The sequence below is a fragment of the Cupriavidus sp. TMH.W2 genome (assembly GCF_050847365.1).
Taxonomy (GTDB): domain Bacteria; phylum Pseudomonadota; class Gammaproteobacteria; order Burkholderiales; family Burkholderiaceae; genus Cupriavidus.
The window spans coordinates 751,037-773,975 of record NZ_CP193793.1 but is presented as its reverse complement, the minus strand read 5'-3'; the positions used below and the strand labels follow the sequence as shown (position 1 = coordinate 773,975).

The window sequence follows — 22,939 nt, the reverse complement described above, 5'->3', positions numbered from 1 at the left end:
AACGATGGCCGGACCGGCATTGCGCGGGTCCGGCCACGGCGAGTTGCTACGCTATATTCAGCGCGGCGCCATGCGGATGGCGCCATCCAGGCGCACCGACTCGCCGTTGAAATAGCCGTTGCGGCACATCTCGACGGCCAGCGAAGCAAACTCTTCCGGCTGCCCCAGGCGCTTGGGGAACGGTACCGAGGCGGCCAGCGCGGCCTTGACGTTCTCGGCCGCGCCCTGCAGCAGCGGCGTATTGAAGATGCCCGGCAGGATGGTGTTGACGCGGATGCCCTCGCCCGCCAGGTCGCGCGCGATCGGCAGCGTCATGCCGACCACGCCGGCCTTCGATGCCGAGTACGCAGCCTGGCCGATCTGGCCGTCCTGCGCCGCCACCGAGGCGGTGTTGATGATCACGCCGCGCTCGCCGCCGGCGGTGTCCAGCGTCAGCATGCCCGCAGCCGAGCGCGCGATGCAGCGGAAGGTGCCGATCAGGTTGATCTGGATGATGCGCTCGAAGGCATCGGTCGGGAAATGCTTGATCTGGTCCGGCGCTTCCTTGGCGCGCGAGGCGGTCTTGATGGCATTGCCGGTGCCGGCGCAGTTGACCAGAATACGTTCCTGGCCGATGGCGGCGCGCGCCTTGGCAAAGCCGGCCTCGACCTCGGCCTCGGAGGTGACGTTGACCTGGCAGAACACACCGCCCAGTTCACGCGCCAGCGCTTCGCCCTTTTCCACGTTCAGGTCGAACAGCGCCACGCGCACGCCCTGCGCCGCCAGCGCACGGGCCGTTGCCGCGCCCAGGCCCGACGCGCCACCCGTCACCACTGCAGATACCGATGCGTTGAGTTCCATGCCGTCTTTTCCTCGTCTCTTGTTTATGGCCGGGCCGGTGCAGCGCGGCCCCGCGGTTTGATGAAGCCGGCAGGCTCAAAAAGCGCCTGTGCCGGAGTGGGTTCGAGATTCGTGGATCGGCGCCGGCAACGCATCGTCCGAAGCGACGAATGCGCTCACGGGCGCTTCGGGGCAGCCAGCCGCGCACTCCGGCACCCCACGCGACCGATGCGCTACAGTGACGCGATCAGGTGGATGGCGGGGGGCAAAACTGCCGGGGATGGAGGAAGGCGCGTCCGGCCAGGCACAGCAGTAGCCGCATGCCCATGGGCGTAAAAAAGCCGCCTCGCGGCGGCCCGTTCTGTCCCGAGGGCATTGTTGCCTCTCACCGCGGCTGCGGCGCCAGCCACGGGTTGAACACCTGCAGCCCGGCCGCTTCAAATGGTGCCACGTCACGCGTGGCGACCATCATGCCGTTGGCTGAGGCGATTGCCGCGATGTAGCCATCCGGCGTGGGAAAGCCTCGGCCACGGTTTCGCGCGTGATTAGCAAGTTCCGCATAATGACGGGCCGCGTCGGAGTCGAATGGCAGGATCCGCCCGTCGAACAGGGATACCAGCCCGTCCAGTGCTGCCGCCAACATGGCCTTGCGCCTGCCCTCGGGCAGAGGGCCAATACCGAAGAGCAGCTCTGCCAGTGTCACACTGGAAAGGTACAGCGTCTCGGCCGCCTGGTCGTTGAGCCAGTTGCGCACGGCCTCAGCCGGTTCGGGCTTCATTGCCTCGAAAATGACGTTTGTATCCAGGACGATCATTCAAACCTCACCGGCTCCGCCGCAGTCTTGTCTTTGTCCTGCTCAATCGCCTCAACGTCCGCGTTCGACAAGCCGATCTCGCGGCCAAGCATCGCCAAGGCGTCGCCCAGACGCACGCGCTTCGGCGGCATCACCGCACTGGCCAGGATTTCACGCACCTCAGCCTCGGTGCTGCGTCCGTTCTGCGCGGCCCGCATTCGCAGCGCACGGTGCACATCGTCTGGCACATTTCTAACAGTCAGGATCGGCATCATTGCCTCGGTCACTTGCAGTCAATGACTGCAATTTTACTTCATTGCTGTCATGCAAACAAACTCTGTGGGACCCACCACGAAGGATCCCAAAGCACAACCGGTCCTGAAGGCATCGCAGATGTGAAAAATTAGGCACAAATTCAGCACTGAAAACTTTGAAGTTTCCTTCAACGGTATTACCATCGCGTCGCTGCATAAGCCGGCCCCGTCAGACGTGGCAGGCTCATGCCGCACAATCGGTGTTTTCCCCCACAACACGGGGGATAAAACAAACAACATTGTTTGGCATGATTGGGGGCGGCAAGCGCGATGGGACAAAGCGCGCTGCCAGCAGCATCCGTATCGGCGCATCAACAGAACGCCAGAACGGAACCGATAACACAAAGGGATGCAGCCACTTGCCGTGGCGCAAAGCAAGAGGCGTTTGCCACCGGGGGGATCTGACAATGGGCGAACACCCGACTACGGACGAGGACTTCCATCGTCTGGTCGACTCCATCTATGAGTCCGCGCTGGACGTCGCGGCATTGCCCGCCGCCCTCGACCTCTTTTCCCGGTACACCTTCACCGGCAGCCCGCGTTACCTGATCTGGGACAAGCTGGCCGGCCATGCCCGCCTTGGCGTCACCCCGCACGGCTGCTTCACCAGCGGCGCCAGCCTGCCCGACTGCCTCCCCGGACCGCTCGACCTGCCCCACCCAGGCACTTGCTGTGCCCCCCACGATGCGCCCGCGCTCTCCTGCGACGGCGCGGCCGCGCGTGCTGCCGCACATGGCGGCGGCAGCGCGGACGCGGCCACGGCTGCGCTGGCCTGCAGCGATCTGGAACAAGGCATCCGCCTGATTGAAAACGCTGAGGTGTGCGTGCTGATGAGCGGCACCAATGCGGGCCATCTCAGCGTATGCCAGCGCGAGCGGCGCCTCGCGCATGTCATGCCGCACTGGGTGCGCGCCGCGCGCATGCAGCAGCGCAACTTTGAACTGAGCGGCCTGGCCAGCCTGGGCCTGGCCGGGCTGGATACCCTGGACTTCGGCGTGATGGTGCTGCAGGCCGACCTGCGCGTGCGCTATGCCAACAGCTGGGCCGAGGCGCTGGTGCAGGCCGACAGCCACCTGTCGCTGCAGGACGGCGTGCTGCGCGCCCACAGCGACACGCTGCAGGCGGTGCTGCGCAAGCTGCTCGACGGCGCCATGCGGGGCCGCGGCGCCGAGGCCGCGTCCGGCTCGTGGATGCATATCACTTCCGGCGGGCAGCCGGTGCCGATCATCGTCACGCCGCTGGTCTCGCGCCAGCCGGTGGAAGGCCCGTGGCAATTGCCGGCGGCGATGCTGCTGCTGGGCAATTCGGAATCGCGCTCGGTGCTGGATGCGAGCGTGCTGACCTCGCTGTTCGGGCTGTCGCGCAAGGAAAGCATCATCGCCATCCGCCTGGCCGCCGGCGAAACCCTCAGTGAAATTGCCGAGCGCGAGTTCCTGTCGCCACACACTGTGCGCGTGCATATTCGCGACACGCTGCGCAAGACCGGCACGCATCGCCAGTCCGAGCTGGTGCGGCTGCTGCACCTGCTGCCGGGCGTGAACCTGGAGCGCGCCGGCGCGACCTCCGCGATCCGGCCGCGCGCAGCGCGCCCGCGCGCCGGCTGAGCAGGCGGCTTCCGCTTCCGCTCACTTCACCGCCGCCAGCGCCGCCGCCAGGAAGCGCTGCACCTGCCGGTCGCCGTCATCGGGCCGCGCCGCCAGCGCAATGCCGATGCGCCCGGCCGGCCGCGGGCTCGACAGCGGCAGAAAGCGCACACGCCGGTTGGCGTAGCGCGCCGCCACGCTGGGCACCAGCGCCACGCCAAGGCCGCTTTCCACCAGGCTGACCTGGGTCTGCACCTGCACTGCCTCCTGCGTGACGCGCGGCACAAAGCCCGCCTGCTGGCACAGCATCATCGCCACCGCATGCAGGTTGGGCACCTGCGCCGCCGGATACAGGATGAACGGCTCGTCCGCCAGCGCGCGCAGCGGGATGGTGTCCTCACGCGCCAGCGGGCTGTCGGCGGGCACTGCTGCCACGAAGACATCGTTCTCCAGCGGCGTCAGCGAATAGCCGCCGCTGCTCAGGACCGGGAAGCGCACCAGGCCGGCATCGATCTGGTGCTTTTCCAGGCGGTCCAGGATCGCGGCGGTGGTGGATTCGTGCAGGATCAGTTCGATGCCGGGATGCGCCGCGCGGAACGCCGGGATCAGCTTGGGCAGCAGCGCATATGTGGCCGAGCCGATAAAGCCGATGCGCAGCGCACCGCGCTCGCCCTGCCCCGCCGCAATCGCCGCGGCCCGTGCCTGCTGCGCATGGAACAGCGCGCGGCGCGCATCGTGCAGCGCCGCCTCGCCCGCCTGCGTCAGCCGCACCCCGCGCGAGGTGCGCACGAACAGCGCCGTGCCGAGCTGGTCTTCGAGCTTGCGGATGGAAATGGAAAGCGGCGGCTGCGCCATGTGCAGGCGTTCGGCCGCGCGGTGGAAGTTGCCCGTCTCGGCCAGGGCGACGAACTGCTGCAGCTGGCGGAAGTCCATGTCTCGATAATATCCACAAGATATCGATTTCTAAAAAACTAATATTAGACCAAGCCGCGCCCCCTGATCTACCCTGTGCCCCACAGTACAAAAGATCGGAGACAACATGCTGCCGCTTGCAGGCATCCGCGTGGTCGACCTGTCCACCGTGGTGATGGGGCCGTATGCCAGCCAGTGGCTGGCCGACCTGGGCGCCGAGGTGATCAAGGTCGAGCCGCCCGAGGGCGATTCCACGCGCCGCACCGGCCCCGCCACCGAACCCGGCATGGCGGCCATCTTCCTGGGCGTCAATCGCAGCAAGCGCAGCGTGGTGCTGGACCTGAAGCAGCCGGCCGCGCAGGCCGCGCTGGACCGCGTGCTGGCCGGCGCCGACGTGCTGATGCACAGCATGCGCCCGCAGAAGCTGACTGCCCTGGGGCTGGCGCCCGACGCGGTGCGGCAGCGCCACCCGGAACTGGTCTTTGTCAGCCTGCTGGGCTTTGCCGAGGATGGCCCCTATGGCGGCCGGCCAGCGTATGACGACATCATCCAGGGCCTGTCGGGCAATGCCGCGCTGATGGCGGCGCAGACCGGCGACAGCCGCTACTTCCCCACCATCGCCGCGGACAAGACCAGCGGGCTGGTGGCCGCGCTGTCGGTCTGCGCGGCGCTGGCCGGGCGCGCGCGGCGCGATGCCGGTGGCCGCGGCGGCAATGGCACGCTGGTCGAGGTGCCGATGTTCGAGTCCATGGTCGCCTTCAACCTGGTCGAGCATTTCTACGGCCGCCACTTCGAGCCCCCGCGCGGCCCGAGCGGCTATCCGCGCGTGCTGGCGCCGCTGCGCCGTCCGTACCGCAGCGCCGATGGCCATGTCTGCATGATGCCGTACACCGACGCGCACTGGCGCAACTTCTTTCACGCCGCCCAGCGCCCCGAACTGGCCGCCGATGCGCGCTTTGCCGACATCGCGGCACGCACGCGGCATATCGAGACGCTGTACGAGCTCACCGGCGAAATCGTGCAGGGACAGTCCACCGCGCACTGGATCGAGCTGTGCGAGCGCCTGCAGATCCCGGTGGCGCGCATCAATGAACTCGACGACCTGCCGGCCGATCCGCACCTGGCCGCCACCGGCTTCTTCGAAACGGTGGAGGACCCCGCCATGGGCACGCTGCGCTTTCCCGGCGCACCGGTGCGTTTCGACGGCCAGCGCGCGCCGCTGGGCACCCCGCCGCGGCTGGGCGAGCACACCGGGGATGTGCTGGCACAGGCAGGCCTGTCGGCCGAAGAGATCGAGCTACTGCAACAGAGCGGTGCCGCGCGCTGCGCGCCCGCCAGGGAGACACCATGACGCACGCAGAACTGCCCCGGCTCGGCCAGGGCTTCTACTGGCAGGACCTGCAGGAAGGCCAGGCCTTCCGCACCTTCGCCCGCACCGTGACCGAAACCGACCTCGTCAATTTCATCACCGTCACCGGCATGGTCGAGGCCATCTTCATCGAAGCCGGCTATGACGGCGGCGCCATCCAGGGCCGGCCGGTGCCGGCGGCGCTGACCTACGCGCTGATCGAGGGCTTCATCCTGCAGACCATGATCCAGGGCACCGGGCTGGCCATGCTGGAACTCACGCAGCAGATCCACGCCCCGGTGGTGGTCGGCGACACCATCCACGCCACCGTGACCGTGACCGGCATCCGCCCGACCTCGCGCAGCGGCCGCGCGGTGGTGGATTCACGCATCGAAGTGTTCAACCAGCGCAGCGAGCAGGTCATGACCTATACCGCGCGCCGGCTGCTGGCCGGGCGCTGAACAGCCGCTTCGCAATTTCCAGCTACAGGATTTCACCGTGACTGCATTGCTTTCCACCTTCGGCCTGACCTCCCTGCCGCCGCACGCCGTGGCGTTCCGCGGCGAGGTGCGGGCCTTTCTCGATGAACACCTGCCCGCGCTGCCGCCCGAAACCCGCGCGCGCTCGTGGATGGGCTTCGATGCCGGCTTCAGCCGGGCGCTGGCCGCGCGCGGCTGGGTCGGCATCACGCTGCCGGCGCAGTTCGGCGGCGCGGGGCTGGACCCGTTTTCGCGTTTCGTGCTGGTGGAAGAACTGCTGGCCTGTGGCGCGCCGGTGTCGGCGCACTGGATCGCCGACCGCCAGAGCGGCCCGCTGATCCTGCGCTACGGCAACGACGCGCAGAAGGCGCGCTACCTGCCCGCGATCAGCCGCGGCGAGGCGTTCTTCTGCATCGGCATGAGCGAGCCCAACTCCGGCTCGGACCTGGCCAGCGTGGCCACGCGCGCGGTGCGCCAGGCTGACGGCAGCTGGCGCCTGAACGGCCGCAAGATCTGGACCACCAATGCCGACCGCTGCCACTACATGATCGCGCTGGTGCGCACCTCGGGCACGCCGCAGGACCGGCAGGCCGGGCTGTCGCAGTTCATCGTCGACCTGCACGCGCCGGGCGTCACGGTGCGGCCGATCCACGACCTGGCCGGCGACGCGCACTTCTCGGAAGTCACTTTCGACGACGTGGCGCTGGCCCCGGATGCACTGGTGGGCCAGGAAGGCAGCGGCTGGGAGCAGGTCAACGCCGAACTGGCCTTCGAGCGCAGCGGCCCCGAGCGCCTGTATTCCAGCGTGGTGCTGCTCGACACCTGGCTCGACGCCATGCGCCGGCTGCCGCCCGCGCGGCGCGACACAGTGACCGCGGGCCGGCTCGCCGGCCACCTGGCGGTGCTGCGCGCCATGTCACTGGCGGTCACGTCGCGGCTGGCCGCCGGCGCAAGCCCGGTGGTGGAAGCGGCGCTGGTGAAGGACCTGGGCACCACCTTTGAGCAGTCGATTCCGGCACTGGTGGAAGCCGCGCTCGGCGACGAACCCGCCCTGGCGGCCGACGGGGCGCTGTACCGCACCCTGGCCTATGTCACGCAGATCGCACCGTCGTACTCGCTGCGCGGCGGCACCCGCGAAATCCTGCGCGGCATGATCGCGCGCGGCCTCGGCCTGCGTTGAACCTGGCCGACAGCCATCCTGAACGAGATTCCCCATGCATAACGCCTACTCCGACGCCCTCGACGCCCTGCTGCGCGACTGCTGCCCGCCCGCCACCGTGCGCGCGCTGGAACAGCAGGCCGATCCGCAGCCGCTGTGGCAAGCACTGCTGGATAGCGGCTTTGCCGATTGCCTGCTGCCAGAATCCGCCGGCGGCTCCGCGCTGCCGCTGCGCGACCTGGCGCCGGTGCTCTTTGTCACCGGCCGCCACGCCTTGCCGCTGCCGCTGGCGCAGACCATCTTTGCACGCGCGCTGCTGCAGGCACACGGCGCCGCCCTGCCTGACGGCCCGGTTGCGCTCGGCGGCTTTGAAGACGGCGCCGGCGCCGCACTGGTGGCGGATGCCCGCCATGCGCAGTGGTTTTTGCTGCAGGACGGCGAGCGTTGCCTGTTGCTGGCGGCGGCCGACGCCCGCGCCGAAGCCACCGGTGCGCATGCTGACCTGATGCTGCGTGTGCCGCGCCCTGACGCTTCGGCGCCAGCGGCATTTTCCCTGCCCGCATGCACCCTGCGCACGCTTGGCGCCTGCCTGCACGCGGCGCAACTGGCCGGCGCGCTGTCGCACGTGCTCGACATGACGCTGCAGTACGCCAACGACCGCCAGCAGTTCGGCCGCGCCATCGGCAAGTTCCAGGCGATCCAGCACCAGGTCAGCGAGATGGCCGAGCACGTCGCCGCGGCGCGCGTGGCGGCACAGCTGGCCTGCGACAGCAGCACCGGCACGCCCGACCGGCTGCGCACGGCCATCGGCAAGCTGCGCGCCAGCGACGCGGTCACGCCGGTGGCCGCCATCGCCCACGCGGTGCACGGCGCCATCGGGGTCACGCAGGAGTATGACCTGCAGCTCTATACGCGCCGGCTGCATGCATGGCGCGTGGCGGACGGGTCGGAGCGCTGGTGGAGCCGCGTGCTGGGCGGGGAAGTGTGCGCCAGCGAGGGCCGCAACGCGGTGGAACTGGTGCGCGAATGGTGCGAGCCCGCCGCCTGAGCGGCGGGGCTCAATCCCGCGGTTGCGGGGTCAGGCGGCCAGGCCAAGGCCGCCGCCGAGCGGGCGGCGGTGGCGCCGTTCCGGCTTGCACTCGTACTTCAGCTCGGTGCGGCCGTCTTCGTAGGCCACTTCAAGCCGCACGGTGAAGCCCCACAGCCGGGTCACGTGCCGTATCACCTCGTCGAAGTTGTGCGCCAGCGGCCGGCGGTCATTCTGCAGGTGCCGCAGCGTCAGCGAGCGGTCGCCGCCCACGTCGACATTGGTGACCTGGATGTTGGGCTCCATGCTGGAAAGGTCATATTGCGCCGCCATCAGCTGGCGGATCGCGCGGTAGCCTTCGTCGTCATGGATCGCGGTGACGCGCAGCTTGCCTTCGCGGTCATCGTCCAGCACCGAGAACAGCTTCAGCTCGCGGATCACCCGCGGCGACATGAACTGCAGCAGGAAGCTCTCGTCCTTGAAGTTGCGCATGGCAAAGTCCAGCGTCTTGTGCCAGTCGCTGCCGGCGAATTCCGGCGCCCAGCGATAGTCCTCTTCGGTCGGGTTTTCACACATGCGGCGCAGGTCCTTGAACATCATGAAGCCCACGGTGTAGGGGTTCATGCCGCTGTAGTAGGGGCTGTGGTATGGCGGCTGGTAAATCACGTTGGTATGCGCCTGCAGCAGCTCCATCATGAACGCATCGTTGACCAGCTTTTCCTCATAGAGCTGGTTGATGATGGTGTAGTGCCAGAACGTGGCCCAGCCTTCATTCATGACCTTGGTCTGGCGCTGCGGATAGAAGTACTGCGCGATCTTGCGCACGATGCGCACGATCTCGCGCTGCCACGGCGCCAGCTTGGGCGCATTCTTCTCGATGAAGTACAGCAGGTTCTCCTGCGGCTCCCGCGGGAAGACAATATCCGGCTCGGACGCGTCGTCTTCCGACGCCAGCGCATGCGGCCGGTTCTTGGGCAGCGTGCGCCACAGGTCGTTGACCTGCATCTGCAGGTAGTTTTCGCGGTCGGCCTGGCGCGCCTTCTCTTCGGTAATGGACAGCTTCTTGGGCCGCTTGTAGCGGTCCACGCCATAGTTCTGCAAGGCGTGACAAGAGTCCAGCAGCAGTTCCACCTCCCGTTCACCGTAGCGCTGCTCGCACTCGGCCACATAGTTCTTCGCAAACAGCAGGTAGTCGACGATGGCGTCCGCGTTGGTCCAGGTGCGGAACAGGTAGTTGCCCTTGAAGAAGGAGTTGTGGCCATAGCAGGCGTGCGCGATCGTCAGCGCCTGCATCGGCATGGTGTTCTCCTCCATCAGGTAGGCGATGCAGGGGTTGGAGTTGATGACGATCTCGTAGGCCAGCCCCATGTGGCCGCGCTGGTAGCTGCGCTCGGACGCCAGGAAGTGCTTGCCGTAGGACCAGTGGTTGTAGCCGACCGGCAACCCCGCCGACGCGTAGGCGTCGAGCATCTGCTCGGCCGTGATGATCTCGATCTGGTTGGGATAGGTATCCAGCCCGAATTCGCCGGCGATGCGGGCGATCTCGCGGTCGTACCGTTTGATCAGCTCGAAGGTCCATTCCGAACCCGTGGAGAGATAAGCCATCTTCGCCCCTTTTGCCCGGGCAAGGCGCCAGACCCCACTGGCGCGCACGGCATCGCCGCGCCGCGTGGTCCGCGTTGCCTCGCCATTTGCCTTCACCGCAGCCTTCCGCAGGGAAGGCCCGGACGGTGCCGCCTATGCTGCGCGCTTCTGGAACAGGTCGTGCAGCACCGGGTAGATCTCGTCCGCGCCGATGATGCGCTGCATCGCAAAGTGCTCGAACTGGCCCTTGACCGTCAGGTACTCTTCCCAGAGATTCTGCGGCTCCTCGGATGCCACTTCCACATATGCGTAGTACTGCACCAGCGGCAGGATCGACTCGCGCAGCAGGCGTCCACACAACTCGGAATCGCCGGCCCAGTTATCGCCGTCCGACGCCTGCGCGCAGTAGATGTTCCACTGGCTTGGCGGATAGCGGTCGTGGATCACTTCCACCATCAGCTTCAGCGCACTGGACACCACGGTACCACCGGACTCGCGCGAGTGGAAGAAGTCTTCCTCTTCGACTTCCTTGGCCACCGTGTGATGGCGAATGAACACCACGTCGATGCGCTCGTAATTGCGCTTCAGGAACAGGTACAGCAGCATGAAGAAGCGCTTGGCCAGGTCCTTGCGGCTTTCGTCCATCGAGCCGGACACGTCCATCAGGCAGAACATCACCGCCTGGGCCTGCGGGCGTTTTTTCAGTATGCGGTTGTTGTAGCGCAGGTCGAGCTTCTCGATAAACGGCACGCGGTCGATGCAGGCACGCAGGTGGCGCATCTTCTCCATCAGTTCGAGCGTGTCTTCGGCATAGGGGCCGTCCTTTTCCAGCGCCTCGCTGTAGTCCAGTTCCAGCTCGCGCAGGCGCTTCTGGTAAGGACTGGACAAGGCGATGCGCCGCCCCAGCGAGCTGCGCATGGTGCGCAGGATCGACAGGTTGGCAGGCGTGCCGTCGATGGAATAGCCGGCGCGCACCTTGCGCACCTCGGCGATCTTGGCGAGGTGGCGCTTGGCCAGGTCCGGCAGCGCCATGTCCTCGAAGAAGAAGTTCAGGAAATCCTCGCGCGACAGCGTGAAGACGAAATCGTCTTCGCCTTCGCCGCTGTCGCTGGCCCGCGAACCGCTTCCGCCACCGCCCTGCTGCTGGCGGTCGAAGGAGTCGCCCTTGACGAACTTCTTGTTGCCAGGGTGAATCCACTCGCGCCGCCCGCCCGGGCCGTGATGGAAGATCGGTTCGGAGATGTCCTTGACCGGAATGGACACCTGGCCACTCTGCTCGATGTCCATGATCTTCCGGCCGGACACCGCCTTTGCCACCGCTTGCCGTATCTGCTCGCGGTAGCGCTTGATGAAACGTTGCTGGTTGACGGCACTCTTGTTGCCGCCGTTCTCGCGCCGATCGATGACCGTAGCCATATGTTGCCCTCGTTGAGAGACCCGTTCCGCGGCGCCGTTACGATGACTTTCTTACGCGCAGATACCACTCCACCAACAGTCTCACTTGCTTGGGCGTGTACCCCTTCTCGACCATGCGGTTGACGAAGTTCTCGTGCTTGTCCTGGTCTTCGCGCGAAGACTTGGCATTGAACGAGATCACCGGCAGCAGGTCTTCCGTGGTGGAGAACATGCGCTTCTCGATCACCATCCGCAGCTTTTCATAGCTGGTCCAGACCGGGTTCTTGCCGCCGTTGTTGGCCCGCGCCCGCAGCACGAAATTGACGATCTCGTTGCGGAAGTCCTTAGGGTTCGAGATACCCGCGGGCTTTTCCACTTTCTCAAGCTCGTCGTTCAACGCATTGCGGTCGAGGATCTCGCCGGTATTCGGATCGCGGTACTCCTGGTCCTGGATCCAAAGGTCGGCGAACACCACATAGCGGTCGAAGATGTTCTGGCCATACTCGGAATACGACTCCAGATAAGCGGTCTGGATCTCCTTGCCGATGAACTCCACGAACGGCGTGGTCAGGTACTCCTTGATGTACGACAGCAGCTTGGATTCCTGCTCCGGCGGGAACTGCTCGCGCTCGATCTGCTGCTCGAGCACATACAGCAGGTGCACCGGGTTGGCCGCCACTTCGGTGTTGTCGAAGTTGAAGACCTTGGACAGGACCTTGAACGCAAAGCGCGTCGACAGCCCGTTCATGCCCTCGTCGATGCCGGCGTAGTCGCGGTATTCCTGGTACGACTTCGCTTTCGGATCCACGTCCTTCAGGCTCTCGCCGTCATAGACGCGCATCTTCGAGAAGACATTGGAGTTCTCGGGCTCCTTGATGCGGGTGAGCACCGCGAACTGCGCCATCATCTTCAGTGTGTTGGGCGCGCACGGCGCGGCCGTCAGCGAACTGCTGCGCAAGAGCTTGTCGTAGATCTTCACCTCGTCGGACACGCGCAGCACGTACGGCACCTTGACGATATAAATCCGGTCCAGGAAAGCCTCGTTGTTCTTGTCCGCCTTGAAGGTCGTCCACTCCGCCTCGTTCGAGTGCGCCAGGATGATGCCGTCGAACGGGATCGCGCCGAAGCCTTCGGTGCCCTTGTAGTTGCCTTCCTGGGTGGCGGTCAGCAGCGGGTGCAGGACCTTGATGGGCGCCTTGAACATTTCAACGAACTCAAGCAGGCCGCGGTTGGCCAGGCAGAGCCCGCCGGAATAGGAGTAGGCATCCGGATCGTCCTGCGGAAAATCCTCCAGCTTGCGGATGTCGACCTTGCCGACCAGCGAGGAAATATCCTGGTTGTTTTCGTCGCCAGGCTCCGTCTTGGAGATCGCAATCTGCGACAGCACCGAAGGGCGCAGCTTGACCACCCGGAATCTGGTGATGTCCCCGTTGAACTCATGCAGGCGCTTGACCGCCCAGGGCGAGGCAATGGTGTTCAGATACCGGATCGGAATGCCGTAGTCCTCTTCCAGGATCTTGCCGTCTTCCTCCGGCGAGAACAGCCCCAGCGGCGACTCATGGATCGGCGAACCCTTGAGCGCGTAAATGGGGATCTCCTCCATCAGCGACTTGAGCTTTTCGGCCAGCGAGGACTTGCCGCCGCCAGGAGGCCCGAGCAGGTAGAGGATCTGCTTGCGTTCTTCCAGGCCCTGCGCCGCATGCTTGAAGAACGAGACGATCTGCTCGATCGTGTCTTCCATGCCGTAGAAGTCGCGGAAGGCCGGATAGATGCGGATGACCTTGTTGAAAAAAAGGCGGGACAGCCTGGGGTCGTGGTGAGTGTCCACCAGCTCAGGCTGGCCGATTGCGGCGAGCATGCGTTCGGCAGCGGTCGCGTAGGCAGTCGGATCCTTCTTGCAGATCTCCAGGTATTCCTGGATGCTGTATTCCTCTTCCCTGCGAGCTTCGAAGCGCGTAGCGTAATGGCCAAAAATGTCCATACCTCACTCCCGTCAGAGTTCACGTCCGAGGCGTAGGTAGTGCTACCCCAAAAGGCTTCGCGCAACGTTCGCGGCGCACCACCCCGGCCTGGCGACCTGTCATGTTGCGAAGTCTTTACTTCATCATAGTCAAATAACGGCGATGGTGGAGTCTGAGTTGACGGATCTTGCATCGATGCAACGCTTGTTTCCCCGCTGCATTTCCTGCCGGATTCCGCTCGGCTTCACCGCCGCGCGCGACGGGCCATTGACCATGCTTGTGACACACCTTACACCTTTCCCGCCATCCGTGCACAGCCGGTTTTGTAACCATCAGCACGAAAGCCGGCACTGGTGCCGGCTTTCGATTTTCCGCATTTCCTTACGCGTTGCCGCGCGCTGGCACGCGGACAGTGCTGATAGCGCAGCCTTGACTCGCAGCCCTCAGAGCGTGCGCGCGACCAACTCCTTCATGATCTCGTTGGAGCCGCCGAAGATCTTGCTCACGCGTGCGTTCGCATACATGCGCGCGATCGGGTATTCCAGCATGTAGCCGTAGCCGCCGTGCAACTGCAGGCACTCGTCGATGACCTGGCAGTTCTGTTGGGTGCACCACCATTTGGCCATGGCCGCGGTGGCCGCGTCGAGCTTTCCGTCCATCAGGCGCAGCATGCAGTCGTCGACGAAGGTCGCGGCAATGGTAGCCACCGTCTTGCACTCCGCCAGCCTGAATCGCGTGTTCTGCAAGTCGGCCAGCGGCTGGCCGAACACCTTGCGTTCGCGCACGTATTCTGTGGTCAGCTCGATGGCGCGCTGCATGGTCGCCACCGCCCCGAGCGCAATGATCATGCGCTCCTGCGGCAGTTGCTGCATGAGCTGGTAGAAGCCCTGGCCTTCCTGCGTGCCGAGCAGGTTCGAGCACGGCACCAGCACGTCGTCGAAGAAGAGTTCCGCGGTGTCCTGGCCCTTCTGCCCGATCTTTTCGAGAATGCGCCCGCGACGGAAGCCCGGCAGGTCGCGCGTCTCCACCATGACCAGCGACACGCCGCGCGAGCCGGCTTCCGGATCGGTCTTGACCACCACGCAGATCAGGTCGGCGTGATATCCGTTGGTAATGAAGGTCTTTGCACCGTTTATGCGATAGCAATCCCCGTTCTCGGTCTTTTCCCGCACCGCGCGGGTGCGTATCGCTTTGAGGTCGGAACCGGCGCCGGGTTCCGACATGGCGATGGCGCCTACCAGTTCGCCGCTGGCCATCTGCGGCAGCCATTGCTGCTTCTGCGCTTCGGTGCCGTAGTTGAGCAGGTAATGTGCCACGATGCCGCTGTGCACGTTGTTGCCCAGGCTGGCGCAGACCGCGCGCGACATTTCCTGGGTGATGATGGCCTCGTGGGCAAAGGTGCCGCCGCCGCCGCCGTATTCCTCGGGGATGCTGGCGCACAGCAGCCCGATCTGGCCGGCGCGGCGCCACATGTCGCGGTCGATGTAGCCCTGCTCGGCCCAGCGGGCCTCGTTGGGGGCAAGTTCGCGCTCGACAAAGCGGCGCACGGTGTCCTGGAACATCTCCAGGTCCCCGGTCATCCAGGGGGTCTGGCGTGCGGCGGGCGCCGCGTGCTGGTCGTGGGATCCCATAGGGTGTTGATATCAGGGTAAACGTTAGTCTAAACAGGCAAACGGCGGCCCGCGGCCGGCGCCTGCCTATATAAGTAGGTAATGAATCGGCGGTGGCGCCGGATGCTGCGGAGCAGCGTGGCCGCGCCGCCGCATGGCTTCCGTAGGGTCAGTCGAGCTGGATATTGGCGTCGCGCACGATCCTGGCCCACTTGGGCATGTCGCCGGCAACGACCGCGGCCAGTTCCTGCGGCGCTGACCCGACCGGCTGCAGGCCCATGCCGGCCAGCTTCTGCGTCACTTCGGGGAGCCGCACGATGCGCGCGGTCTCGGCCGCCAGCTTCGCCGTCACATCCCTGGGCGCATTGGCCGGCAGGAACAGCCCGAACCAGCCGTTGGGCTCGAACCCAGGCAGGCCGAGTTCGGTGAAGGTCGGCACATTGGGCAGCGCCTTGTAGCGCTGGGTGCCGGTGATGCCGAGAATCTTGAATTTCTTGCTGCCCAGGTACGGGTTGGCCGATGTCACGTCGACAAAGGCGCTGTCCACCTGGCCGCCGAGCAGGTCGCTCATCAGCGGCGCCGCGCCCTTGTACGGGATATGCGCGATCTCGATGCCGGCCTGCTGCCTGAGCAGTTCGCCGTGCAGGTGCGACGAGGTGCCGTTGCCGTAGGAGCCATAGCTGAGCTTGCCGGCCTTGGCCAGCGCCAGGAACTCGCGCATATTGTTGGCCGGCACGCGGTTGGGCACCACGAACAGGTCGGACGACTTGGCGATCAGCGAGACCGGGGTGAAGTCCCTGGCTACGTCGTACGGCGTGCGCTTGTACAGGGCCGGCGACTGGATCAGCGCGGTGATCGCCAGCAGGAGGGTGTAGCCGTCGGCCGGCGCCTTGGCCACGGTGTCGTTGCCGAGCATGCCGCTGGCGCCGGGCTTGTTTTCCACCACCACCGGCTGGCCCAGGCTTTCGGCCAGGCGCTGGCCGATCAGCCGGCCCACGGTGTCGGTGCCGCCGCCGGCCGGGTACGGCACGATCATGCGGATCGGCTTGCCGGGGTACGGCTGCTGGGCGAAGGCCTGGCCGGCACCGCCGAGGATGGCCGCGCCGGCCAGGGTGCCGGCCTGCGCCAGCCAGTTGCGTCTGCTTTGCTGCATGCTGCCTCTCTCTTTCCTGATTCCCCGCTGGCGTCAGGCGCGCGGGTTGTCCACTTGCATCTCGCGCTCCTGCAGCGCGCGCCACAGGATCTTGCCGGTGGCCGACTTGGGCAGTGCGTCGACCACGTCGACGATGCGCGGCACCTTGTACGCGGCCATGTGATCGCGGCACCAGGCCATGATCCGCTCAGGGTCGGCTTCGGCCGTGCCGCGTGCTTCCGGACGCAGCGCCACCACGGCCTTGACGGTCTCGCCGCGGCGCTCGTCGGGCGCCGCGATCACGCAGGCCTCATGGATGGCGGGATGGCCGTACAGCAGGTTCTCCACCTCGGCCGGCCAGACCTTGTAGCCGGACGCATTGATCATGCGCTTGAGACGGTCACGCATGAAGAAGTAGCCTTCCTCGTCCATGAAGCCGAGGTCGCCGGTGCGCAGGAAGCGCTTGCCGCCAAGCTCGATGAAGGTGGCCGCATTGGCTTCCGGGTTGCGCCAGTAGCCCTGCATCACCTGGCCGCCGTGGACCACGATCTCGCCGATCTCGCCGTGGGGCAGTTCCTGCAGCGTCTCGGGGTCGACCACGCGCGCGTCCACGCCGAAGGTGGCGATGCCCAGGCATTCGCGTTTGGGCTGGTGGCGCGGGTTCGACAGGATGAAGGCCGCGGTCTCGGTCATGCCGTAGGCCTCGACATAGGGCAGGCCAAAGCGCTCCTGCAGCAGCTTGGCCACCGCTTCCGGCATGGCCGCGCCGCCCCCGCCCACGTAGGCCAGGCTCGACAGGTCGCGCGCGCCGATGCCCGGCTGGGAGAAGAAGTCGACCATCATCGCCGGCGGCGCGCCCCAGGCCGAGACGCGGTAGCGCTCGATCAGGTCAGCGGCCAGCGTGCGGTCCCAGCGCGGCATCAGCACCACGGTGGCACCCAGGTAGAGCGGCGAGTTCATGCAGTTCTGCATGCCCAGCAGGTGGAACATCGGCGCCACCGCCAGCACCACCAGTTCGGGCGTGGCGCCACGCCAGATCTGCGAGCCGACCGCCGCGGTCATCAGCGTGCCGTGGGTGTGCATGCAGCCCTTGGGATTGCCGGTGGTGCCGGAGGTATAGGCCAGCATGCACAGCGTGTCGTGGCCCGCCTGGTGCGGCAGCGGCCGGTGCCCGGCGGCGCTGGCCGCGTCCCAGGCCACCGGCATGGCGCCGGACGGCGCGGCCTGCGGCGCGGGTGCCGGTTCGCGCAGCCAGGCCGGCACAGGCAGGCCGCCGTCGTCGCGCAGCATGCCGCCATAGTCGTGCAGGATCACATGGCGCAGCGCCGGGCCGTGCAGCGGCGCCACGCGCTGGTACAGCTCGCCGCCCGCAAAGGCGGCAACCGCGCCGCTGTCCTGCACCACATGGGCCAGTTCGGCCTCCAGCCACATCGGATTGGCCGGCACCACCACGCCCTCGGCACGCAGGATCGCGTAGTAGGCAATGATGAACTGCGGGCAGTTCTGGCTGAACAGCACCACCCGGTCGCCCGGCTGGATGCCGCAGGCCTGCTGCAGGTAGCCGGCCATGCGTTCGATTTCATCCTGCAGCTGCCCGTAGGTGATCGCGGTGCCGAAATACTGGATCGCGGTCTTGTCCGGATAGCGGCGCGCCGCCACCTCGACGTTATAGAACAGGCTGGTGCGCGGCGCATGCAGCGTGGCCGGCAGGCCGGGCGGCCAGGCCGGGGAACGGAACGGCTGGTTGGTGCTTGTAGCAGGCTTCATTTGCGGCGGTCGATACAGGTCAGACGATAAAAATGGCTCAGTCCAGGCGGATATTGCGGGTGCGGATCACCTTGTTCCAGCGCACGTAGTCGGCCTGGACGGTCTGGGCGAACGCGTCCGGCGTGCTGCCGGTGAGGATCACGCCAAGCTCGTTCATGCGTTTGCGCACGTCGGGCTGGGCCAGCACGCGGTTGACGTCGGCGGAGAACTTGTCGACGATCGGACGCGGCGTGGCGGCCGGCAGCAGCAGGCCGAACCAGCCCATGGCGTCCATGCCTTCGATGCCGGCTTCGCGGAAGGTCGGCACATCCGGCAACTGCGGCGCGCGCGCCGGGCCGGTCACCGCCAGGGCGCGCAGGCGGCCGGTGGCCACATGGGGCTTGGCGCCCATCACCGAAATCACCGCCGCCGGCACCTGACCGCCCAACAGGTCGTTCAGTTCCGGGGCTTCGCCCTTGTATGAGACATGGAGCATGTCGATCTTCGCGGCCTCGTTGAAGACCTCGCCGTACAGGTGCCCGCTTGAGCCGGCACCAAAGGAGCCGTAGGAGAACTGCTTCGGCCTGGCGCGGACCAGCGCGATGAAGTCCTTCAGGCTGGTGGCCGGCACGGCATTGGTGTTGACGGCGAACACCAGGTTGGTGGTGCCAAGCTCGGACACGGCGGCGAAATCCTTGACCGGGTCATAAGGCGCCCTGGCATACAGGCTGGGCGCCTGCACCAGGGGCGTGATCGTCAGCAGCGCGGTGTAGCCGTCGGCCTCGGCCTTGGCGACCACCTCGGCACCGAGCATGCCGCTGGCGCCGGGGCGGTTCTCCACCACCACCGGGCGCTTCCAGGCCTTGCCCAGCCCTTCGGCAACGGCGCGGGCCAGCACGTCGGTGGCGCCGCCCGCCGGGAAGGGCACCACCATGCGCACGGTGCGCGACGGGAAATCCCCCTGCGCGAAGGCCGCGCCACCGCCCAGCATCCCGGCAGCCGCGCTGCCCCAGACCAGCAACCCGGCGCCAAGGCGCCACAACGCATTACGACGATCTGCCTGCATGTGCTGTCTCCATGTATTTTCGCGGCGGGAGGGGTCATTGCCCCGCTTTCAGGTCCCGTCCGGGCCGGTGTGCCGGCCTTATATAGGTCTCAGCCGCAGAGTGCGCGATGCTGCGGTGCGTGGACAATGACCAGACGGGCCAAAATGATTGGCCGAATCGCTCAGACGGAAGGCAGGCTTTGGCAAATCCCGATGGTGCGGTGCACCCGCGGCTTGCTAAGGTGGCGGAAATGTCCGGGCAGGCCCCGGCGCCTCACCTGACGAGGAGACCCATGCACACCGCAGTCCTGTCATCGCTCCGCCCGCCCGTGCCGGGCAAGCTGCACTTTGCCGGCAGCGTGCCGGCGCACGGGCCCCGCCCCGCCCAGGTTGGCGCCAGCGCCGCGGCCGGCCCGGTGCAGGCCGCGCCGCAGGCCTCGGCGCGCCACACCATTGCGATCCAGCACGTGGACCACATCCTGCTGGGCCCGCGCCGGCTGGGCCATGACATGGCTCCGCTGCTGCGCCGCGCAGGGATTTCGCCGGCGCTGCTGCTCTCGCCCAGCGCGCGCGTCACCCAGGGCCAGTACGCAGCGCTGATCCGAACACTGCGCCGCGTCATGCGCGACGAGCTTTGGGGGCTGCTGGAGCGGCCCATTCCCCCCGGGGTATTCGCGCAGGCATGCCGCAGCCTGGTCCAGTGCGCCACCCTGGAAGACGCCATCCGCGCCGGGCTGCGCCTGTACCGGCTGCATATCGACGCCTTTGCGCCGCGCCTGCACTTCAGCGCCGACGGCAAGACCGCCACCGTGGCGCTGCACGCGCGCGCGCCGGCCTCGGCCTGCCGCAGCTTCGCCGAATCGACCTTTGTGTTCCATGCCTATGCGCTGCTCAGCTGGCTGGTCGCGGGGCATATCCCGCTGACACGCGTGGACCTGAGCGCCGCGCCGTCACATGGCCGCAACGAGACCGAACGCGTGTTCAAGACAGCCGTGAACTACGGCCAGCCGGTCACCGCGCTGCATTTCGACGCGGCCAGCCTGCGCCTGCCGGTGATGCAGGACGCCGCCAGCCTGCGCGAATTCCTGCACGAGACCCCGCGCAACCTGCTGATCCGCTACCGCGACAACAGTTGCCTGGCCGAACGCATCCGGCAGCACCTGCGTTCACACCTGGACGACGAACTGCCCTCGCTGGAGCAGATGGCGCAGTTGCTGCGGCTCACGCCCCAGACCCTGCGCCGCCGCCTGCGCGACGAGGGACGCGGCTACCAGAGCATCAAGGACAGCTTGCGGCGCGACGTGGCCATCGGCATGATGGAGCGCCCCGGCATGACGCTGCAGGACGTGGCGCTGCGGCTCGGCTTCTCGGAACCGAGCACATTCCACCGGGCCTTCAAGAAATGGACGGGCGTGGCGCCGGGGGAATACCGGATGCGGGGGATGCGGGCAGAGACTGTGCCGGCGGCGTAGCCCGCGCGGGCGCGCTTACTCAAGCTGGATCTCGCCATCGAAGCGCGCCTGGAGCTTGACCGCGGCCAGCTCCAGGGTCACCGACACCGGAAAGCGCTCTGTGCCGGCAATGGTGCCGTCGGCCAGCGCTTTCGCTATCGCGTGCTCGATCTCGCGCTGGGAGCTGACGCCGACCACCTTCAGGAACTTGCGGATGCTGAGGTTGAAGGTCTCTTCGTTCATGGCTGTCTCCTGGGGGGAACCGGGCAAACGGTTCGGGCCGCTACCCTGACAGCCTAGGCGATGGGGGGACTTTGTGCAGAGGCCTGGTGCCAGTTGAACGGTGGTGCCCGGCAGTCACCCGTCAGGCACCAGTCACCCGTCAGACCACGCCTTGCTCGCGCAGCCTGGCGATGCGCTCGGCCGACAGGCCCAGCACCGTTTCCAGCACCTGCTGGGTATGCTCGCCCAGCCGCGGCGGCGGTGCATCGTATTGCACCGGCGTTGCCGACAGCCGCAGCGGGCTTTTGACGGTCGGGCACAGGCTGCCATCGTCGCGCACCAGGTCGACCTGCAGCTCGCGATGCCGCACCTGAGGGTCTTCCAGCACCTGGCCGTAGTCGTTGATCGGCCCGCACGGAATGCCCTGCGCTTCCAGCGCCTGAACCCAGTGCGCAGTCAGCCGGGTACGCATATGCGCCTCCAGCAACGGCACCAGCGTGTCGCGGTGGATGATGCGGCCGGGGCCGGTGGCGAAGCGCTCGTCGCCAGCCAGGTCAGGACGCTCGACGCCGCGGCAATACGCCTGCCACTGCCCGTCGTTGCCGGCCGCCACGATCATGTAGCCGTCGGCGGTGGCGAACACATGGTAGGGCACCATGTTGGCGTGCGCGTTGCCGAAGCGCGGCATGGCCTGGCCGGTCACGCGCTGGGCGATGATCGGCGTGGCGCCGACCGCCACCACCGCGTCGAGCAGGGCCATGTCGATATGCTGGCCCTCGCCGGTGCGCTCGGCATGGCGCAGCGCGGCCAACACCGCCACGGTGGCGTACATGCCGGTGAAGATGTCCACCACCGCCACGCCCACCTTCTGCGGCCCGCCGCCAGGCAGGTCGTCGCGCTCGCCGGTGATGCTCATCAGGCCGCCCAGGCCCTGGAAGATGAAGTCATAGCCGGGCTTGTGCGAGCTCGGGCCAGTCTGGCCATAGCCCGTGATCGAGCAGTAGACGATGGACGGGTTGATCGCCTTGAGGGTCTCATAGTCCAGCCCGTAGCGCTTCAGGTCGCCGACCTTGTAGTTCTCCAGCACGATCTGCGACTTCGCGGCCAGTTCGCGCACGAGCTCCTGCCCTTCTGGGCTGGCGATATCCAGCGTGACCGACTGCTTGCCGCGGTTGGCCCCGGCAAAGTAGGTCGCGTCGCGCGACGGCTGCCCGTCCGCGCCGGGCAGCCATGGCGGCCCCCACGAACGGGTGTCGTCGCCCGCGCCGGGCCGCTCCACCTTGATGACTTCTGCGCCCAGGTCCGCCAGGTTCTGCGCGCACCATGGGCCAGCCAGGATGCGCGACAGGTCCAGCACGCGCACGCCGGCCAGCGCGCCTTGCATGTGCGCTTGGGTCGCCGCCATCAGATCGGGTCCCAGCTGATCACGTCGGGCGAACGCTCCAGCTTGAAGAAGCTGTTGCGCATGGCGGGCATGGCGATCTCGCCCACCGACTCGGGCGTCCAGCCCTCGCTCATGTGGACCGAGCGCACCGGGCGCGGCTGGCTCATCAGGATGATCTCGTTGGCGCGCACCGCGAAGATCTGGGCGTTGACCTCACTGGCAGCCGGGCTGGCCAGGTAGACCGCCACCGGCCCGATCTTGCCGGCCTCCATTTTCTGCAGCTTGGCCACGCGTGCCCTCTCTTCCGGGGTTTCGGCCGGGATCGAGCTGGTCATGCGGCTCCAGGCGAACGGCGCGATGCAGTTCGAGCGCACGTTGAAGCGCTGCATGTCCAGCGCGATCGACTTGGACAGCGCAGCGATGCCCAGCTTGGCCGCCGAGTAGTTGGCCTGGCCCAGATTGCCGATCAGGCCCGAGGTGGAGGTCATGTGCACGAAGGCGCCGCTCTCCTGGTCCTTGAAGTAGCTGGCCGCGGCACGGCTGACGAAGAAAGTGCCGTTCAGGTGCACATCGATCACCGAGCGCCACTCTTCTTCATTCATCTTGAAGAACATGCGGTCGCGCAGGTTGCCGGCGTTGTTGACCACGGCGTCGATGCGCCCGAAGTTGTCCAGCGCGCATTGGACGATGGCGTTGGCGCCGTTCCAGGTCGATACGCTGTCGGTATTGGCCACGGCTTCGCCGCCGGCGGCACGGATTTCCTCGACCACGCGCTGTGCGGGGCCGGCGTCGCCGCCCTCGCCGGTCATCGACACGCCCAGGTCATTGACCACCACCCTGGCGCCGGCGGCGGCCATTGCCAGCGCGATGCCGCGCCCGATCCCGCCACCTGCGCCCGTCACCAGCGCGACCTTGCCTGCCATCAAACCGCTCATTGCGTTGCTCCTCTGTATACTTTTTGTGCGGTCACCGACC

Annotated in this window: 20 protein-coding genes; 6 read left to right on the top strand and 14 right to left on the bottom strand. The window is 66.8% G+C overall.

Features of this window, described 5'->3' with window-relative positions; all coding sequences use genetic code 11:
• Positions 1 to 57: 57 nt before the first annotated feature.
• From ACREYQ_RS21095 to ACREYQ_RS21085, 3 genes are all read right to left on the bottom strand, one after another.
• Positions 58 to 840: an SDR family NAD(P)-dependent oxidoreductase gene (locus tag ACREYQ_RS21095; protein WP_432262117.1), complete on the bottom strand. Its 783-nt coding sequence runs from the start codon at positions 838 to 840 to the stop codon at positions 58 to 60.
• A gap of 364 nt (positions 841 to 1,204) precedes the next feature.
• Positions 1,205 to 1,633, bottom strand: a complete 429-nt coding sequence (locus ACREYQ_RS21090) for a type II toxin-antitoxin system VapC family toxin (protein WP_432262116.1) — start codon at positions 1,631 to 1,633, stop codon at positions 1,205 to 1,207.
• A complete protein-coding gene (locus ACREYQ_RS21085) occupies positions 1,630 to 1,884 on the bottom strand; it encodes a FitA-like ribbon-helix-helix domain-containing protein (RefSeq protein ID WP_432262616.1) in 255 nt (84 codons plus the stop codon). Before ACREYQ_RS21085 ends, ACREYQ_RS21090 begins: the two co-directional genes overlap by 4 nt.
• A gap of 449 nt (positions 1,885 to 2,333) precedes the next feature.
• Here ACREYQ_RS21085 and ACREYQ_RS21080 point away from each other — a divergent pair, with 449 nt between their 5' ends.
• On the top strand, positions 2,334 to 3,530 hold the full coding sequence (locus ACREYQ_RS21080; RefSeq protein ID WP_432262115.1) for a helix-turn-helix transcriptional regulator: 1,197 nt from the start codon (positions 2,334 to 2,336) through the stop codon (positions 3,528 to 3,530).
• A gap of 21 nt (positions 3,531 to 3,551) precedes the next feature.
• On the opposite strand, the gene ACREYQ_RS21075 is transcribed toward ACREYQ_RS21080, so the two are convergent.
• Positions 3,552 to 4,442, bottom strand: coding sequence for a LysR family transcriptional regulator (locus ACREYQ_RS21075; RefSeq protein WP_432262114.1), 891 nt, complete (start codon positions 4,440 to 4,442; stop codon positions 3,552 to 3,554).
• A gap of 106 nt (positions 4,443 to 4,548) precedes the next feature.
• Between ACREYQ_RS21075 and ACREYQ_RS21070 the strand changes: the two genes are divergently transcribed.
• From ACREYQ_RS21070 to ACREYQ_RS21055, 4 genes are read left to right on the top strand one after another with little or no spacing between them, the layout of a single operon-like run.
• Positions 4,549 to 5,772 (top strand): CaiB/BaiF CoA transferase family protein, encoded by a 1,224-nt coding sequence (locus ACREYQ_RS21070; RefSeq protein WP_432262113.1) that lies wholly within the window; start codon positions 4,549 to 4,551, stop codon positions 5,770 to 5,772.
• Positions 5,769 to 6,230 carry a MaoC family dehydratase gene (locus tag ACREYQ_RS21065; protein WP_432262112.1) on the top strand — a complete coding sequence of 154 codons (462 nt, stop codon included), beginning with the start codon at positions 5,769 to 5,771 and terminating at the stop codon, positions 6,228 to 6,230. Before ACREYQ_RS21070 ends, ACREYQ_RS21065 begins: the two co-directional genes overlap by 4 nt.
• A 37-nt stretch (positions 6,231 to 6,267) precedes the next feature.
• Positions 6,268 to 7,428, top strand: a complete 1,161-nt coding sequence (locus ACREYQ_RS21060) for an acyl-CoA dehydrogenase family protein (RefSeq protein ID WP_432262111.1) — start codon at positions 6,268 to 6,270, stop codon at positions 7,426 to 7,428.
• Between the two features lie 34 nt (positions 7,429 to 7,462).
• Entirely contained in the window at positions 7,463 to 8,455 is a 993-nt protein-coding gene (locus ACREYQ_RS21055; RefSeq protein ID WP_432262110.1) for an acyl-CoA dehydrogenase family protein, read from the top strand.
• 30 nt (positions 8,456 to 8,485) lie between these two features.
• Here ACREYQ_RS21055 and ACREYQ_RS21050 read toward each other — a convergent pair whose 3' ends face one another.
• The 7 genes from ACREYQ_RS21050 to ACREYQ_RS21020 all read right to left on the bottom strand — a co-directional run bounded on the left by ACREYQ_RS21050 (position 8,486) and on the right by ACREYQ_RS21020 (position 18,928).
• On the bottom strand, positions 8,486 to 10,039 hold the full coding sequence (locus tag ACREYQ_RS21050; protein ID WP_432262109.1) for a SpoVR family protein: 1,554 nt from the start codon (positions 10,037 to 10,039) through the stop codon (positions 8,486 to 8,488).
• Between the two features lie 132 nt (positions 10,040 to 10,171).
• A complete protein-coding gene (locus ACREYQ_RS21045) occupies positions 10,172 to 11,434 on the bottom strand; it encodes a YeaH/YhbH family protein (RefSeq protein ID WP_432262108.1) in 1,263 nt (420 codons plus the stop codon).
• A 37-nt stretch (positions 11,435 to 11,471) separates the two neighbouring features.
• A complete protein-coding gene (locus ACREYQ_RS21040; protein ID WP_432262107.1) occupies positions 11,472 to 13,394 on the bottom strand; it encodes a PrkA family serine protein kinase in 1,923 nt (640 codons plus the stop codon).
• A 423-nt stretch (positions 13,395 to 13,817) separates the two neighbouring features.
• Complete coding sequence (locus ACREYQ_RS21035) at positions 13,818 to 15,005, bottom strand: acyl-CoA dehydrogenase family protein (RefSeq protein WP_432262106.1); 1,188 nt, start codon at positions 15,003 to 15,005, stop codon at positions 13,818 to 13,820.
• A gap of 148 nt (positions 15,006 to 15,153) precedes the next feature.
• Positions 15,154 to 16,137, bottom strand: a complete 984-nt coding sequence (locus ACREYQ_RS21030) for a Bug family tripartite tricarboxylate transporter substrate binding protein (RefSeq protein WP_432262105.1) — start codon at positions 16,135 to 16,137, stop codon at positions 15,154 to 15,156.
• A gap of 33 nt (positions 16,138 to 16,170) precedes the next feature.
• Positions 16,171 to 17,883 carry a long-chain fatty acid--CoA ligase gene (locus ACREYQ_RS21025; RefSeq protein ID WP_432262104.1) on the bottom strand — a complete coding sequence of 571 codons (1,713 nt, stop codon included), beginning with the start codon at positions 17,881 to 17,883 and terminating at the stop codon, positions 16,171 to 16,173.
• Positions 17,884 to 17,920: 37 nt separating this feature from the next.
• Positions 17,921 to 18,928: a tripartite tricarboxylate transporter substrate binding protein gene (locus ACREYQ_RS21020; protein ID WP_432262103.1), complete on the bottom strand. Its 1,008-nt coding sequence runs from the start codon at positions 18,926 to 18,928 to the stop codon at positions 17,921 to 17,923.
• Positions 18,929 to 19,200: 272 nt separating this feature from the next.
• Between ACREYQ_RS21020 and ACREYQ_RS21015 the strand changes: the two genes are divergently transcribed.
• Positions 19,201 to 20,379, top strand: a complete 1,179-nt coding sequence (locus tag ACREYQ_RS21015) for an AraC family transcriptional regulator (RefSeq protein ID WP_432262102.1) — start codon at positions 19,201 to 19,203, stop codon at positions 20,377 to 20,379.
• 15 nt (positions 20,380 to 20,394) lie between these two features.
• On the opposite strand, the gene ACREYQ_RS21010 is transcribed toward ACREYQ_RS21015, so the two are convergent.
• From ACREYQ_RS21010 to ACREYQ_RS21000, 3 genes are all read right to left on the bottom strand, one after another.
• Positions 20,395 to 20,601: a DUF6494 family protein gene (locus ACREYQ_RS21010; RefSeq protein ID WP_432262101.1), complete on the bottom strand. Its 207-nt coding sequence runs from the start codon at positions 20,599 to 20,601 to the stop codon at positions 20,395 to 20,397.
• A gap of 139 nt (positions 20,602 to 20,740) precedes the next feature.
• A complete protein-coding gene (locus tag ACREYQ_RS21005) occupies positions 20,741 to 21,985 on the bottom strand; it encodes a CaiB/BaiF CoA transferase family protein (protein WP_432262100.1) in 1,245 nt (414 codons plus the stop codon).
• Positions 21,985 to 22,899: an SDR family NAD(P)-dependent oxidoreductase gene (locus ACREYQ_RS21000; RefSeq protein ID WP_432262099.1), complete on the bottom strand. Its 915-nt coding sequence runs from the start codon at positions 22,897 to 22,899 to the stop codon at positions 21,985 to 21,987. Before ACREYQ_RS21000 ends, ACREYQ_RS21005 begins: the two co-directional genes overlap by 1 nt.
• Positions 22,900 to 22,939: the final 40 nt, after the last annotated feature.

Excerpts from the sequence above, each read along its gene's own strand:
- ACREYQ_RS21085 (WP_432262616.1), bottom strand. The coding sequence starts at position 1,884 with ATGCCGATCCTGACTGTTAGAAATGTGCCAGACGATGTGCACCGTGCG.
- ACREYQ_RS21045 (WP_432262108.1), bottom strand. The coding sequence starts at position 11,434 with ATGGCTACGGTCATCGATCGGCGCGAGAACGGCGGCAACAAGAGTGCC.
- ACREYQ_RS21095 (WP_432262117.1), bottom strand. The coding sequence starts at position 840 with ATGGAACTCAACGCATCGGTATCTGCAGTGGTGACGGGTGGCGCGTCG.
- ACREYQ_RS21010 (WP_432262101.1), bottom strand. The coding sequence starts at position 20,601 with ATGAACGAAGAGACCTTCAACCTCAGCATCCGCAAGTTCCTGAAGGTG.
- ACREYQ_RS21065 (WP_432262112.1), top strand. The coding sequence starts at position 5,769 with ATGACGCACGCAGAACTGCCCCGGCTCGGCCAGGGCTTCTACTGGCAG.
- ACREYQ_RS21055 (WP_432262110.1), top strand. The coding sequence starts at position 7,463 with ATGCATAACGCCTACTCCGACGCCCTCGACGCCCTGCTGCGCGACTGC.
- ACREYQ_RS21025 (WP_432262104.1), bottom strand. The coding sequence starts at position 17,883 with ATGAAGCCTGCTACAAGCACCAACCAGCCGTTCCGTTCCCCGGCCTGG.
- ACREYQ_RS21000 (WP_432262099.1), bottom strand. The coding sequence starts at position 22,899 with ATGAGCGGTTTGATGGCAGGCAAGGTCGCGCTGGTGACGGGCGCAGGT.
- ACREYQ_RS21030 (WP_432262105.1), bottom strand. The coding sequence starts at position 16,137 with ATGCAGCAAAGCAGACGCAACTGGCTGGCGCAGGCCGGCACCCTGGCC.
- ACREYQ_RS21050 (WP_432262109.1), bottom strand. The coding sequence starts at position 10,039 with ATGGCTTATCTCTCCACGGGTTCGGAATGGACCTTCGAGCTGATCAAA.
- ACREYQ_RS21070 (WP_432262113.1), top strand. The coding sequence starts at position 4,549 with ATGCTGCCGCTTGCAGGCATCCGCGTGGTCGACCTGTCCACCGTGGTG.
- ACREYQ_RS21090 (WP_432262116.1), bottom strand. The coding sequence starts at position 1,633 with ATGATCGTCCTGGATACAAACGTCATTTTCGAGGCAATGAAGCCCGAA.
- ACREYQ_RS21035 (WP_432262106.1), bottom strand. The coding sequence starts at position 15,005 with ATGGGATCCCACGACCAGCACGCGGCGCCCGCCGCACGCCAGACCCCC.
- ACREYQ_RS21015 (WP_432262102.1), top strand. The coding sequence starts at position 19,201 with ATGCACACCGCAGTCCTGTCATCGCTCCGCCCGCCCGTGCCGGGCAAG.
- ACREYQ_RS21075 (WP_432262114.1), bottom strand. The coding sequence starts at position 4,442 with ATGGACTTCCGCCAGCTGCAGCAGTTCGTCGCCCTGGCCGAGACGGGC.
- ACREYQ_RS21080 (WP_432262115.1), top strand. The coding sequence starts at position 2,334 with ATGGGCGAACACCCGACTACGGACGAGGACTTCCATCGTCTGGTCGAC.
- ACREYQ_RS21040 (WP_432262107.1), bottom strand. The coding sequence starts at position 13,394 with ATGGACATTTTTGGCCATTACGCTACGCGCTTCGAAGCTCGCAGGGAA.
- ACREYQ_RS21005 (WP_432262100.1), bottom strand. The coding sequence starts at position 21,985 with ATGGCGGCGACCCAAGCGCACATGCAAGGCGCGCTGGCCGGCGTGCGC.
- ACREYQ_RS21020 (WP_432262103.1), bottom strand. The coding sequence starts at position 18,928 with ATGCAGGCAGATCGTCGTAATGCGTTGTGGCGCCTTGGCGCCGGGTTG.